This window comes from Pseudoalteromonas spongiae UST010723-006 (genome assembly GCF_000238255.3).
GTDB classification, from domain to species: Bacteria; Pseudomonadota; Gammaproteobacteria; order Enterobacterales; family Alteromonadaceae; genus Pseudoalteromonas; species Pseudoalteromonas spongiae.
On record NZ_CP011039.1, the window covers coordinates 1167486 to 1181073 of the forward strand.

17 protein-coding genes are annotated in these 13588 nt (G+C 41.6%); 3 read left to right on the forward strand and 14 right to left on the reverse strand.

The window, feature by feature from the left end:
• The 5 genes from PSPO_RS05530 to PSPO_RS05550 form a co-directional block, all read right to left on the reverse strand.
• Nucleotides 1-480 (reverse strand): FKBP-type peptidyl-prolyl cis-trans isomerase, encoded by a 480-nt coding sequence (locus PSPO_RS05530; protein WP_010560427.1) that lies wholly within the window; start codon nt 478-480, stop codon nt 1-3.
• 60 nt (nt 481-540) lie between these two features.
• Nucleotides 541-1896, reverse strand: a complete 1356-nt coding sequence (locus PSPO_RS05535; protein ID WP_010560426.1) for a LysM peptidoglycan-binding domain-containing protein — start codon at nt 1894-1896, stop codon at nt 541-543.
• Between the two features lie 95 nt (nt 1897-1991).
• Complete coding sequence (locus tag PSPO_RS05540) at nt 1992-2306, reverse strand: hypothetical protein (RefSeq protein WP_010560425.1); 315 nt, start codon at nt 2304-2306, stop codon at nt 1992-1994.
• 79 nt (nt 2307-2385) lie between these two features.
• Nucleotides 2386-2661, reverse strand: a complete 276-nt coding sequence (locus tag PSPO_RS05545) for a cell division protein ZapA (protein ID WP_010560424.1) — start codon at nt 2659-2661, stop codon at nt 2386-2388.
• 3 nt (nt 2662-2664) lie between these two features.
• Nucleotides 2665-2889 carry a hypothetical protein gene (locus tag PSPO_RS05550; protein ID WP_010560423.1) on the reverse strand — a complete coding sequence of 75 codons (225 nt, stop codon included), beginning with the start codon at nt 2887-2889 and terminating at the stop codon, nt 2665-2667.
• Nucleotides 2890-3070: 181 nt separating this feature from the next.
• On the opposite strand from PSPO_RS05550, the gene PSPO_RS05555 reads away from it, so the two are divergent.
• Complete coding sequence (locus tag PSPO_RS05555; RefSeq protein ID WP_010560422.1) at nt 3071-3919, forward strand: 23S rRNA (adenine(2030)-N(6))-methyltransferase RlmJ; 849 nt, start codon at nt 3071-3073, stop codon at nt 3917-3919.
• Nucleotides 3920-3966: 47 nt separating this feature from the next.
• Here the strand turns inward: PSPO_RS05555 and PSPO_RS05560 are convergent, their stop codons facing one another.
• Together PSPO_RS05560 and PSPO_RS05565 are read right to left on the reverse strand one after the other, a co-directional pair.
• Entirely contained in the window at nt 3967-4758 is a 792-nt protein-coding gene (locus PSPO_RS05560; protein ID WP_010560421.1) for an META domain-containing protein, read from the reverse strand.
• A gap of 421 nt (nt 4759-5179) precedes the next feature.
• Nucleotides 5180-5710 (reverse strand): TetR/AcrR family transcriptional regulator, encoded by a 531-nt coding sequence (locus PSPO_RS05565; protein WP_010560420.1) that lies wholly within the window; start codon nt 5708-5710, stop codon nt 5180-5182.
• A gap of 123 nt (nt 5711-5833) precedes the next feature.
• Here PSPO_RS05565 and PSPO_RS05570 point away from each other — a divergent pair, with 123 nt between their 5' ends.
• Complete coding sequence (locus PSPO_RS05570; RefSeq protein ID WP_010560419.1) at nt 5834-6031, forward strand: hypothetical protein; 198 nt, start codon at nt 5834-5836, stop codon at nt 6029-6031.
• Nucleotides 5997-6518 (forward strand): DUF2867 domain-containing protein, encoded by a 522-nt coding sequence (locus PSPO_RS05575; RefSeq protein WP_010560418.1) that lies wholly within the window; start codon nt 5997-5999, stop codon nt 6516-6518. The genes PSPO_RS05570 and PSPO_RS05575 overlap by 35 nt, the downstream gene beginning before the upstream one ends.
• Nucleotides 6519-6585: 67 nt before the next feature.
• Here PSPO_RS05575 and lipA read toward each other — a convergent pair whose 3' ends face one another.
• The 7 genes from lipA to mrdA all read right to left on the reverse strand — a co-directional run bounded on the left by lipA (nt 6586) and on the right by mrdA (nt 13586).
• The gene (gene lipA / locus PSPO_RS05580; protein WP_010560417.1) at nt 6586-7551 is read right to left on the reverse strand and encodes a lipoyl synthase; all 966 of its coding nucleotides are present in this window, start codon (nt 7549-7551) and stop codon (nt 6586-6588) included.
• Nucleotides 7552-7554: 3 nt separating this feature from the next.
• A complete protein-coding gene (lipB, locus tag PSPO_RS05585) occupies nt 7555-8199 on the reverse strand; it encodes a lipoyl(octanoyl) transferase LipB (protein ID WP_040642474.1) in 645 nt (214 codons plus the stop codon).
• A gap of 5 nt (nt 8200-8204) precedes the next feature.
• On the reverse strand, nt 8205-8483 hold the full coding sequence (gene ybeD, locus PSPO_RS05590; RefSeq protein ID WP_010560415.1) for a DUF493 family protein YbeD: 279 nt from the start codon (nt 8481-8483) through the stop codon (nt 8205-8207).
• A gap of 169 nt (nt 8484-8652) precedes the next feature.
• Complete coding sequence (locus PSPO_RS05595) at nt 8653-9804, reverse strand: serine hydrolase (RefSeq protein ID WP_010560414.1); 1152 nt, start codon at nt 9802-9804, stop codon at nt 8653-8655.
• Between the two features lie 59 nt (nt 9805-9863).
• Nucleotides 9864-10607 (reverse strand): septal ring lytic transglycosylase RlpA family protein, encoded by a 744-nt coding sequence (locus tag PSPO_RS05600; RefSeq protein ID WP_010560413.1) that lies wholly within the window; start codon nt 10605-10607, stop codon nt 9864-9866.
• A gap of 4 nt (nt 10608-10611) precedes the next feature.
• Nucleotides 10612-11715 carry a rod shape-determining protein RodA gene (gene rodA, locus PSPO_RS05605; protein WP_010560412.1) on the reverse strand — a complete coding sequence of 368 codons (1104 nt, stop codon included), beginning with the start codon at nt 11713-11715 and terminating at the stop codon, nt 10612-10614.
• Nucleotides 11712-13586: a penicillin-binding protein 2 gene (mrdA, locus tag PSPO_RS05610; RefSeq protein ID WP_010560411.1), complete on the reverse strand. Its 1875-nt coding sequence runs from the start codon at nt 13584-13586 to the stop codon at nt 11712-11714. Before mrdA ends, rodA begins: the two co-directional genes overlap by 4 nt.
• Between the last annotated feature and the right edge of the window lie 2 nt (nt 13587-13588).

Sequence of the window (13588 nt, forward strand, 5' to 3'; positions counted from 1 at the left end):
TTAGTGGCCGCAACCGCCAGCGCCATGCACATGGCCGTGCGATAACTCTTCGCTTGTTGCTTCGCGTACTGATACAACTTCGATATTAAAGGTTAAATCTTTACCAGCAAATGGGTGGTTTAAATCACAATCAGCGTTAAAGCGACCAACTTTAATGATTGTTACTTGGCGTTGACCTTGATCGGTATGCACAACGGCAGTCATGCCTGGCTTCCATACTTTAGCACCTTGTAAGTGCTTTAAAGGAATACGCTGAACTGCATTATCGTGGCGTGGCCCGTATGCGTCTTTAGCTTCAAGCTCAACGCTAAATTTCTCATCAGCTGCTTTGCCATCAAGCGCATTTTCTAAACCTGGTAACATACCTTCATGGCCATGAAGGTAAGCTAGTGGAGAGCCATCTTTGCTTGATTCTAACTGAGTGTCACCTTCAAAAACGGTGTAATGAAATTCAACAACGGCGTCTTTTGCGATTTGCATAATAATCCTAAATTTAACAATTTTTCGCAGTATATATGAATTCAGATTAAGACGCGAAAATCAATTGTTTAATGTCGCAGTTTGGCTAATTGAAAAGTAGGGCAGTTGCTCGGTGATATCGCCAGATGTAAGTATGTTTTGCGGCGCCGCTTTAGCTTGCGTAATAACAATTTTTAATTCTTGCCCTGGTTTTATAATGCCTTTTCGCGGCAATGCATTCCAATCGCGCAGTTGCTTGATGGTAACATCAAACAAAGTGGCAATGTGCCAAAGGGAATCGCTCGGTTTAACCTGATAAGATACTTCTAATCTTTCGATTTCCGGTTTTGCCCGTTTGATGTAACGACTAATGGCATATTCACGCACTAAACTCGGCATGCTTTTACTGCTGGCGGGTAAGATTAAACGCTGCCCGATATACAATACATCTGTAGTTAAACGATTAAGCGCTTTTAACTTTGAAATTGATGTGTTGGTGAGGTTTGCTAAGCGGTATAAAGAGTCCCCCTTTTTAACTGTGTATCCTTTATCTTTACCATAGCGGCTAAACAACAATACTTGTTCTAGTGTGATGCCGAGCTTTTTTGGTAGCAGCAAATGAAAGGGGCCATTTGGTGCACTTTTATCAGCGATATAAGCGCGATTTAGTTTTAATATTTCCGCGCTAGGCACTTGGAGCAGTTCTGCAATTACAATAATGGAAAAGGGCTGCTCTACATCGATGATACGAGTAGAGGATATGCTTTCCACAGGTGGAAAAAACGACGGATTGTTCGCAATCAGTTTGTTAACCGCTAATAGCTTAGGTACATAATCTTTGGTTTCTTGCGGTAATGGCAAATGCCAAAAATCTACCGGTTTAGCGTTATGTTTATTTATACGTATTGCCTCTTTTACTTTACCCTCACCGCAGTTATAGGCCGCGATTGCTAACAACCAGTTTTTGTCAAAAGTCACGTATAGTTCGTTTAAATAACTCAGTGCAGCATGGGTTGAAAGCACTAAGTCGAAGCGGCCATCGTAATATCCGTTAATTGGCACATTATAATGCTGTGCAATCAGTGGCATAAGTTGCCAAATTCCCGCCGCGCCTTTTTGTGATTTAGTCATACGAAAATCACTTTCAACAATGGGCAGTAGGGCTAATTCTATCGGCATATTACGTTTTTTAAGCTCTGCAACTATGTAGGGTAAGTATGGCTTTGCACGCAATGAAATATTGCTGGCATAAAACGATTGTTGCGAATACCAGTGTAATTTATCGTCTATTCGTGGGTGTGAGAGGTTTGCTAGCTGTCGATTTTCAGCAATAAGTTGCCAAATATTCGATTTGTCGCTCACGGCAGATACAGTTGGTGCTACTAATGCAAATAACAGCGATAGCAATAGACCTTTTAACTCGGGTGAGCGATACATAACCAGCATGCCTTTTCAGGAAAACTTGGTTTAAGTGTAGACAAGAAAAAAGTATCAGAAATGACAAAAAAGCAAAAAATTGATAACTGTAAGATTTAAAAGAAGTTAAAAAAACTTGTTACAGAATAAGGGCTTGTCGCAAAAACAAAGGGTAAGGCTATAAAAATCAAGGCCATAATTAAATAGCTTGATGCACGCATTGCGCTGATTTTTTTGAGCTGTAAAAGCGAAATGCCACTCACAATACCACCTGCTACCAAACAGCTTCCCCACAATTGAACTTGTAACACAGTTACTGAGTTTTGCGTATTTAAAAGCTGGCAAATAACCACTGCATCTACAATTAAAATGACAAAAAATACTAAACTAATAACGAGTAGTTTGATGCCAAATAGTTGAGATTTTTGCATGGCCAACGGTTTTTAGCGGTTAAAGGTGTGACATTAATATCGCAATAGTAAAATAATTTCCAGAACAATCTGAGATATATTATTCGACTGCTGACAACAACTTAACAATCAGTTGGTTCATTTGCTTGGTATGTTGCGCGTCAGCACTGAGTAATTGGTGACAAAGATTCAAAGCGACCATCAGCAATACTTTATCATCGCTTTTGGTGTGTGCACGCTGTTTAAATTCGTTTAACTCATCGTTTAAACGGTTGGCTGCAGCAAGCAGCTCATCTTCTTTGCCTTTTGGGCAAGCAATCATATGTTGCTTGCCAAGTAAGGTTATTGCGAGGCCCTGATTATCACCTTGCGCCATAAATTAACTTGCCGCTTGCGAAAGCTTAGTAACAAGTTCGTTTAAAGACGCTGCTTGTGAGCTGCTCGATTCTTCAAGCTCCATTAATTCAAGCTGCGATGTTTCAAGCTCGTCTTTTGCTTTGGCTAACGCAGTTTCAAGCGCTTGCTTTTCTTCTTTTAGGGTTTGGTTTTGGGAGATTAATTGGTCAACTAACGAATGTAGCGTAGAGTATAAATTGTCGCTCATAATGGCACGCCTTAAATAATAATGAATAAATGTGACAGTAATATGTAAATATGGGTATTGGATGGCGATAGCAAGGCTAAGTTCAAGGAAATTTAGCTAAAATCGTTTAACTGCGCAAAATCTACCCGTAAAACATGTATAAAAGAGTTATAATGCAGCAAATTTACGTTTAGGGCTGTATATGCTTAGCTATCGTCACTCTTTTCATGCAGGTAACCCTGCTGATGTTATTAAACATTTAGTATTAATTGAAACGCTTACTTATCTTACGCAAAAAGATAAGCCACTTGAATACATTGATACCCACTCAGGTGTTGGCATTTATCGTTTAGCCAATGCAGACGCCCAAAAAACGCAAGAGTATTTAGATGGTATTGCTAAGTTATGGCAATACACAGGTGATAACCAAGCAATTGCAAATTATGTTGAGCGTGTAAAACAGTTTAATAAAGGGGAACTTGAGTTCTACCCAGGTTCGCCACTTGTTGCTGACAGCTTGTTACGTGATAGCGACAAGCGCTGGTTATTCGAACTGCACCCGCAAGACAGCGAAAGCTTAAAAAACAATATGGCTGAGCTTAGCACGCGTCGCAAGCAAACCCACGTTCGTAAAGAAAATGGATTTGCAGGACTATTAGGTTTACTACCACCTCAGGCAAAACGTGGTTGCGTATTAATTGATCCTCCTTACGAAATAAAGTCAGATTACGAGCAAGTTGTTAAAACCGTTAAAAAAGCCAACGCGAGATTTAACAGTGGCACGATTATGATTTGGTATCCTGTAGTGACACGCGAGCGCATTGAAAAAATGGAGCAGGGGCTTATAGCATCGGGTATTCGCAATATTCAGTTATTTGAGCTTGCGACGAGCGCAGATAGTGATGAATTAGGCATGACGGCCTCAGGCATGATTGTGATAAACCCACCATGGACATTGAAAAAAAACATGGATGCATGTTTACCAGAACTTGTTTCCTTGTTATCGGATGAAGGTGGTTTTTACCGTAGCGAACAACTCGTTGAAGAATAAAAAAAGCCGCAAAATGCGGCTTTTTTTATGTATTAAGCAAGCTTTAGTTAGTTAAAATATACGGCACTAAACTGAGCAATTTTTTCTTTTTTCTCGTTAAATAAGGTTAATGACTCACCCTTTATTTTGTATTCAAACGTATCTTGCAATACTTGATGCATTGCACTTTCAAGGGTGTTCGCCGTACCTTGGCACATCATCATGGTACTGGCCATGCCTTTAAAGCGCAGGCCAAACTCTTTTGCTAAATAGCCACCCATAAAGTTATTGCAGCCAGCAAATCCACGCGCGTTACCATCGGCTTTTAACTGCACAAAGACTTCTCGTGCACCTTCAGGTGTATTCACTTGAGCATCTTGTAACATGGTGGCTTTCCAATAAGTATTTGTCAGCGGCACATCTGGTTTAATTGTCGGGGCGATTTTAGTCAGTTTTAGTCGAAGCGGATCGCTGTTATTTGCAAATGGGTTATTTGATTGTGTCGTGGTATACAATAACTCACCGTCTTTACGGATCTGTGCGCGCACGTTGTAGCGCATGTTGTCTTTAATGAGTGCTTCATCATAAGTTAGTGCAACGCGATAAGGTGGCGCAGTATCGAGCGTGGTTAATTTACTACTGATCACGGTCGCGGCAACGTCCATTTTTGATACATCTTCAAGTGTTACTGTTAACTCGGCATTAGGCGGCAACATGCTGCGGTCTAAATAAAATACTTCAGTATTTAAGGTGCGCATTGTTGATTGCTGTGCTTCAGGGGCAGATTGACACGCGGTTAATGTAATTGTGCTGGTGGCAATAAGTGAACATAAAAACAAAGGTTTAGCAAAGCGATTCATAGTAGTTCCTTTATCTTGTTTAACGAAATTAAGTGGACTTACACAAGTGCGTGTTGAGCTTTGCTCTTTGCAAGTTCAACACCGCGTATTTTAAAGCGCTATTATTAACTTATGCTTAATGCTACCTAGCTTAATTTATTTTAGTTGACCTGAATGTTAGGGTCTGTTGATCTTTCTAGTTTATTTTTGCAGCAGTTTGATTGGTTTTTATACAAGGCAGAGGCTGCGTGGCATAGTTATTCTATGTGAGTCAGCCGATAACACAGTAGAAAAGCCAATCGAGCGCTGCCGAACGGTTCTTTTGAGCGCACTTTTCTCATTGTTGCTCGATATTCGCTTAGATTGCTAGGCAACACATCGAGCGCCGCGATAAAAGCACGCTCAAAGAGAACAAAAATAGAACAGCAAAGATCAACAGACCCTAGTTCGGTACATTGAGCAAACTCAGCTTTTTTTCAAGTTGTGTAACTAATTCATTTTCATTTATTTCAGGGTGATTTAGCCCGTATAGCAAGGTCATAAAATAAAGATCAATGATCACATCAGCATGATGTGCATTTGCGTTGTTATCGTGTATTAGCTGGTGTTTAAATCGTGCTAACTGAGGGGCAAGTTCACTGTGTTGCCACATAATCGTGCCAAGTAACTCTCGACTAAACTCACGCTGAGATAAGTAAAACGGGTAGAGCGCTTTAGCATAGTGCGACATGCGTTCAATTGCAGTATGGCTTTTATCTTTTTTGCTGGCGTTTAACAGTACTTCATCTAATTGGTCTGAAAATCCCGCTTTTAATATGTCTATTTTACTTTTGAAATGACTAAATACTGTGCCGTTGGCAACACCAGACGCCATAGCAATATCGCGCGTGCTGGTATTTTGGTATCCATTTTCTTTAAAAAGCTGCCATGCAGTTGTAAGAATAAGTTGTTTTGTTTGTTCTTTTTTTGACACGTTTTCCTCCAGTACATGCGCTATTACACCAGCTTTATAAATTAACGCAATAAAAATTATTGTTGATTTTTGAGCGTGCTCAATAATAAAATGAGCGTGCTCAATTTATTTTCAGGAGTGAGTATGGAACATTTAAAACGATTACTTGGCTCGGTTATTTTTCTGCCGTTTATCTTTTGTTATAGCTATGTTGTTGGCCCACTGCTTATGGCCGTTTTAGTGCCTGGGGGTGTGGTGCTGTTGTTACTTATTTTAGGCTTTAAAGATGGAAAAAAGGCGTTTAAAGATGCGTTTTTACAAAAGCAGCCCGGTAAAAAATAAAGTTACGGCAGTCCCATTTCCAAGTGTTGTTAGCAAAGGCTGCGGGGTGTGTTATCAAGATGCATTTATGTTTACTACAAACAAGGCTGATTTAACAGCACAGCAGGTTTATTTTGCTATTTTCGCTGAGTTGCCACAGTGGGTAAAAGGCCTTTTGACACTGCGTAATAAAGTCGTCGCACTGTTTGGCTTTTTGGCAACAGATAATAATATGGGAAGTAGTTTGACCTCGATGAAAACAGGCGAGCGTGCTGGGTTTTTGCGTTATCAATTGGTAAGCGATGAGCAAGTTGTCAGTACCAGTGAGGAGCCCAATATGGCAATTTGGCTAACGGTAAAACGGGTGTCGCAAAGTCAATTTATTGTTGCGACAGAGGTGGAGTTAAGAACGTTAAAAGGGCGAGTGTATATGGCAATCATTAAGCCATTTCATCGATTTATTGCCCCATTTTGCATTCGTTACGCATTAAAAATGAATCGAATATAAAACATAAAAGCCAGCATGTGCTGGCTTTTATTTGCAATGAACTTAAGTAATTTAGCGTGTGCTTTTGTTACTTAACCTCTTTACCCGCTGCTTGTAGATCAGCGTGGTAACTAGAGCGTACAAACGGACCACAAGCTGCATGACAGAAGCCAATTTCATCAGCATAGTCTTTTAATGCATCAAACTCGACAGGCGGCACGTAGCGCTTAACTGGTAAATGGTGCTTAGAAGGCTGTAGATACTGACCCACAGTAAGCATATCTACATTGTGTTCACGTAAATCGCGCAACACTTCTTCAATTTCGCTAATTTCTTCGCCTAAGCCAACCATTAAACCTGATTTTGTTTTAACGTTCGGGTGAGCTTCTTTAAAGCGACGCAGTAATTCAAGTGACCATTTGTAGTCAGCACCTGGACGTGCAAGCTTATAAAGGCGCGGCGCCGTTTCTAAGTTGTGGTTAAACACATCAGGTGGCGTTTCGGTTAAAATCTCAAGGGCTTTATCCATACGACCACGGAAGTCAGGTACTAAAATTTCAATTGTAATACCTGGATTGTGTTTGCGAATTTCGCGAATACAGTCGGCAAAGTGCTGTGCACCACCGTCACGTAAGTCATCACGGTCAACAGACGTAATTACAACGTAACTTAGCTTCATATCTTTAATTGTTAAAGCAAGCTTTTCTGGTTCTTGTGCATCAGGTTTCAGCGGTCGACCGTGGGCAACATCACAGAACGGACAACGACGGGTACAAATGGCACCTAAAATCATAAAGGTTGCCGTGCCGTGGTTAAAACACTCAGATAAGTTTGGACAAGATGCTTCTTCACACACTGAGTGCAAACCATGCTTACGCATTGCGCTTTTAATGCCGTCAATGCGTTCACTTGATTTAGGTAAACGAATTTTTAGCCATTCTGGCTTGCGCAGCATTTCTTCTTTTTCAGTTGGCATAACCTTGACGGGGATTAGTGCCATTTTTTCCGCATCACGAAGCTTTACGCCCGGTTGCATTTTTACAGGTTTACTCATTGATTAAAAACCTACTACTTGCTCATATTCAGTGGTACCTAATTTTTTAACTAGGTGCTTTACTAGCCCAATTGACGCTTCTTCTAGCGTTTGTGGGCCATTAATTTGTTTGGTTTGTAGCATTTCCATTCCGGCATAACCACACGGGTTAATGCGTAAAAACGGTTCCATATCCATATCGATATTTAATGCAAGACCGTGAAAAGAACAGCCACGACGAACGCGAAGACCTAAAGAGGCTATTTTCTTTTCGTCGACATATACGCCCGGTGCATCGGCTTTGGCGTACGCCTTGATACCGAAATCATTTAGGGTATCGATCACCGTTTCTTCAAGCCACGTAACCAATTCGCGCACACCAATTTTGAGACGACGTAAATTAAACAGTACATACAGTACTTGTTGGCCTGGACCGTGATAAGTTACTTGGCCGCCACGATCAACTTTAACTACCGGAATATCACCGGTCATTAATAAGTGTTCTTCTTTGCCTGCTTGACCTTGGGTAAACACAGGGTTGTGTTCTACCAACCAAATTTCATCAGCGGCATTTTCGTCGCGCGTATCGGTATAGTGTTGCATTGCCTGCCATACCGGCTCGTAATCTTGGCGATTAAGCTGTCGAACGATCAATTTAGGCATACTAATAGGCCTTACAGTACGTAACGTACGTCTGCGATTGAGCCAAGCTCAGTATAAATTGTTTCGATATGTTCTTTGCTGGTAACTGTTGCAACTAAACTTACAGACTCATAATTACCTTTGCTGCTTGCTTTGGTTTTAGGTGCGTAGTCGCCAGGCGCTAACTTTTGCATCACAGTTAATACTTGCGAGGTTAAGTCAACATTTGCAAGGCCCATTACTTTAAAAGTAAAAGGACAAGGGAACTCTAAAAACTCGTCAAATTTAGTATTTTTAACCGGATTAACCACATTTCACCTCAGTAATTATAGGGTTATTACGACCATTTAGCTGGCCCTAAGAAAATGCCCGCTAGTCTATCATAAATTCAAAAAAACGCTTATTAATAATGTTTATCTGTCTTTGGCAATTTACAAATAAAAAAAGCGCCAAATGGCGCTTTTTTTATTAATTAACAGATTAGTTGTTAATTTGTAGACGAATGTAATCGTAGATTTTGCTAAAGAAGCTGCCTTCGTTAATTTCTTCCAACGTTACTAGTGGATATTGTGCAATATCTTCACCGTCTAGTTGTAAGAACAAAGTACCCACTTTTACACCTTTTTCAATTGGTGCTTCAAGTGTTTGGTCTAGCTCGAAATTCGCTTTTAGGTTTTTCATTTGACCACGAGGAATAGTGATCGGTGTATCTTCTAAAATACCTAGCGATACCGTTTCTTTGTGACCCATCCAAATACGCTGCTCGGCAAAGCTGTCACCGGCTTTATATGGTGTCACTGTTTCGAAAAAACGGAAACCGTAGTTAAGTAATTTGCGGCTTTCTGTTGCACGTGAACGCTCGCTCTTAGTACCCATAACAACCGATACTAAACGCATATTGCCTTTTTTAGCTGAGGTTACAAGGCTGTAGCCAGCTTCACTGGTGTGGCCTGTTTTAATACCATCAACGTTTAGGTTTTCATCCCACAAAAGTGAGTTACGGTTATACTGCTTAATGCCGTTATACGTGAACGACTTCTCTGCGTATAGCGAGTACTCAGCTGGTACGTCACGAATGAGTGCAACACCTAAGGTTGCCATATCACGTGGCGTAGTATAGTGCTCTGTAGTATCTAACCCGTGGCTGTTGATAAAGTGCGTATTACTCATACCTAATTTTTGTGCATGGGCGTTCATTAAATCAGCAAATGCTGGTTCGCTACCTGCAATATGCTCTGCCATTGCTACACATGCATCATTACCTGATTGAACAATAATGCCGCGGTTTAGGTCTTCTACCGATACTTGTTTACCTACTTCGATAAACATTTTTGATGAGTCAGGGAAGTTTTTTGCCCACGCTCTTTCACTGATGGTAACTTGATCATCAAGTGAAATATTACCGCTTTCTACCTCAAGACCAATCACATAGCTGGTCATCATTTTGGTTAAACTTGCCGGTGCTAGCTTAGTATCAGCTTCACCTTCGGCAATTACTTTACCTGTTGTAAAGTCAACTAAAAAATAGCCCTTAGCATTGATTTGAGGAGGCGCGGGGATGATTTGTGCTTGTAGTGAAAAGCACGACGCTGCTGCAATGGCAGCAATAACTGTTTTTTTAATTCGATTCATTGGCTTTTTGGGTCAATTGTATTAGTTTTGGGTATTTTGCGTTAATTATCCTAAAGCAATCAGTCACTGTAAAGCATGAATGCGTTTTCATGGCTGTTTGCCTTAATTTTATCGAGTAATTCTTTCGCAACTTGCGCATTGTCGATTGGACCAAGGCGCAAGCGATAAATTCCATCTTTTTTCACAATTTTACTGTCTACCTGATGTTCTGCCGTTAACGTTTTAGCAAGCACACCTAAATGCTCGATACTTTGCGCAGCGGCAATTTGGATATAGGCTTTGTGATGATTAGTTTCCGGTACTAGGGCTTCTATTTTTACTTTCGCGGTGCCTTTGCGATGGTAACCCAGTTTATATGCGGCAGCATACGATAAATCGATAATTCGATCATCGTGAAATGGCCCGCGGTCGTTAACGCGTACCACTGCAGTATTACCATTTTCTAAATTGGTAACGCGTACAAAACTGGGTAACGGTAGGGTTTTATGTGCTGCAGTCATGGCGAACATATCGTAAGGTTCACCGTTAGATGTGGCGTAGCCATGAAATTTTCGTCCATACCAAGAGGCAATTCCAGTTTGGCTGAAGCCTACTTCACTGTGCAATGGATGATAACGTTTGCCGCGTACTTCATAAGGTCTGCTTGCAGAAATGCTTTTCTTTTCAGATGTTACGGCAACATCTTGCATTTCTTCTGGCAATGGCGCGCGCAATGGCGCTGCGTCATGACGCATACTGTAGCGACCAGAGGGCGCACATGCGGTTATAGAAATTAGAATTGTTAAAAGTAGTAGGTGTTTCATTGTGTTATTTCACCAAAATGCGCTTATGGGTTGCAATAGACATAATAATACCGAACCCCGCAAGCAGGGTTACCATGGACGTACCGCCATAGCTGATAAGGGGAAGGGGAACCCCTACTACAGGTAATAACCCTGAAACCATACCAATGTTTACAAAAACATAAACAAAGAAGGTCAAGGTAATACTCGCTGCTAATAATTTGCCGAATGCATCTTGCGCACTGACTGCAATAAATAAGCCGCGAGCGATAATAAATAAGTACAAGCTAAGTAAAATTGTGACACCTATTAGGCCAAATTCTTCACTCAGCACGGAAAAAATAAAATCGGTGTGGCGCTCGGGTAAAAACTCTAGCTGAGACTGCGTGCCATGCGTCCAGCCTTTTCCTTCAACACCGCCAGAGCCAATCGCAATTTTAGACTGAATAATATGATATCCCGCACCAAGTGGATCGCTCTCAGGATCAAGCATGGTTAGCACCCGCGTTTTTTGGTATTCGTGCATGCCATAATGCCAAAAACCGTAAATTGCGGCCGGTGCAATGGCTAAAGCACCTAGAATAAGGCGCCAATGAAGACCTGCAAAAAACAACACAAATAGGCCAGAGCTTGCAATCAGAATTGATGTGCCTAAATCGGGTTGCTTCATGATTAAACGTGTTGGAATTGCAACAATTAATAAGCCAATTGCTAAATGGCGATATTTCGGTGGCAAATGATAACGGCTAATATACCAAGCAACCATTATCGGCATAGCAAGTTTCATAATCTCAGATGGTTGAAAGCGAATACCCACATTGAGCCAGCGCTGTGCGCCCTTACTTGATACACCAAAAAATATGACGGCAACCAGCATAGCGACACCAACAATGTAGATGGGCAATGCCCAGCGCCGCATATTTGTGGGTGATACTTGGGCAAGGGCGAACATAACAAATAGGCCAAGTCCAATACGGGTCGCTTGACGAAATACTAAATCAATATTCTGACCGCCGGCACTGTAGACTACCACTAAACTGCCGCTCATTAAGGCTAAAATTGCCACAAGTAATGGCCAGTCTAAGTGTAATCTATCCCAAATCGTTTTATTGTGATTGAGCGCCTTCACGGTTTACCTACCAAAGATTCTGGTTTATTCGAAAAGTAATAGTCCATTAATGTACGCGCGATAGGTGCCCCAACGGTTGCACCGCCACCGGTATTTTCAACAGCAACTGCAATTACAATTTCAGGTTTTTCATAAGGGGCAAAACCAATATACATTGCGTTATCACGGTGGCGCTCGTCTAGTTTTTCTGCGTTGTAACGCTCACCTTGGGCGATACTTTTTACCTGCGCAGTACCGGTTTTTCCACCTGCCGTGTATTGTGCACCAATAAAGGCTTTATGCGCCGTGCCCGTTTTTTTATGTACTGTGTTGTACATCGCACGTAGTGCAATATCCCAATTTTCGTCATTTTTAAGTTGCACGGGGGGCTTTTCATCACGGGCAATAATTTGTACTTGGTCGCTCAGTTTAGTTGCTGACACTAAATGCGGCTGATAGCGCAGACCCTTGTTCACCATGATAGTCATGGAGTTGGCTATTTGCATTGGCGTTGCGGTCCAATAGCCCTGACCAATTGAAATATTGGGTGTGTCGCCTGGGTACCAAGGTAACTTGTATGTGACTTCTTTCCATTCACGCGACGGCAAGTTGGCTGTTTTTTCTTCGTGAATATCAATGCCCGTGCGCTGACCAAAACCAAATTGATACATAAACTCGCTAATTTTATCGATGCCTAAGCGGTAACCGACTTCATAAAAGTAAGTATCGCAACTTTCTTCGATTGCTCTATATACATCGACTTTGCCGTGTCCCCAAGGTTTCCAGTCACGCCAACGGTGATCTGCTTTTGGTAATTTAAAAAAGCCAGGGTCATGTAACTCGGTTGTTTCAGTAACAACGTCTTCATCAAGCGCCAACATTGCGAGGTGTGGTTTAATGGTTGATGCTGGTGGATAAACCCCTTTGGTTACACGGTTAACAAGTGGTCTATCGGGGTTAAGCAGTGCTTTGTAATCTTTACTACTGATGCCATGAACAAATAAATTAGGATCGTAACTTGGGTTTGAATAAAAGGCTAAAATACCGCCGTCACGGGCATCCATCACTACAACCGCACCACGCATGCCATCAAGCGCCGCTTGTGCTATTTGCTGTAAGCCAATATCCAGCGTCAGAATGAGATCTTTGCCAGGTTCCGGAGCGGTTGATTTTAGCGTGCGTAAAATTCGCCCGCGGTTATTTATTTCAACTTCTTCGCTACCAACGGTGCCATGTAATATTTCTTCGTAATATTTTTCAATGCCTAACTTACCGATATCACGAGTTGCCCGATAGTTTACGTCGCGGCCTTCCATCTCAAGCTCAAAGTGCTCGGTTTTATTCATCTTGGCAACATAACCAATGGCGTGGGTGAGGGCATCGCCATAAGGGTAATGACGCGCCAAGCGTGCTTCAACGCTAAAGCCTGGGTATTTGTGTTGGTTAACAGAAAACAACGCAACTTGCTCTGGGGTTAGGCGAGACTTTAAAATTTGGCTTTTAAAACGACGTTTGCGTTTACTGTTTTTAAGAAATTCTTGTTGCTGCTCTTGGCTAATATCAAAAAGAGCGGAGACTTCGCTTAAACTTTTTTCGAGGTCGTCAGATTCTTCTGGGATTACTTCAAGATTATAAACAGGGCGGTTTTCCGCGAGTAGTACACCGTTACGGTCGTATATCAGGCCACGGTTTGGCGCAATTGGAATGACTTTAATGCGATTTTCGTTAGAGCGAGTTTGGTAACTTTGGTGTTGATTAACTTGTAAATTAAACACGTTAACAAACAAGATGCCAATAACAATCATGACAAACACAAACGCCACAAACGCGCGGCGGGCGACTAAATTAGCCTCCGCTGAGTGATCCCTGATAGTAGCGCGTTGTTTTAGCATCT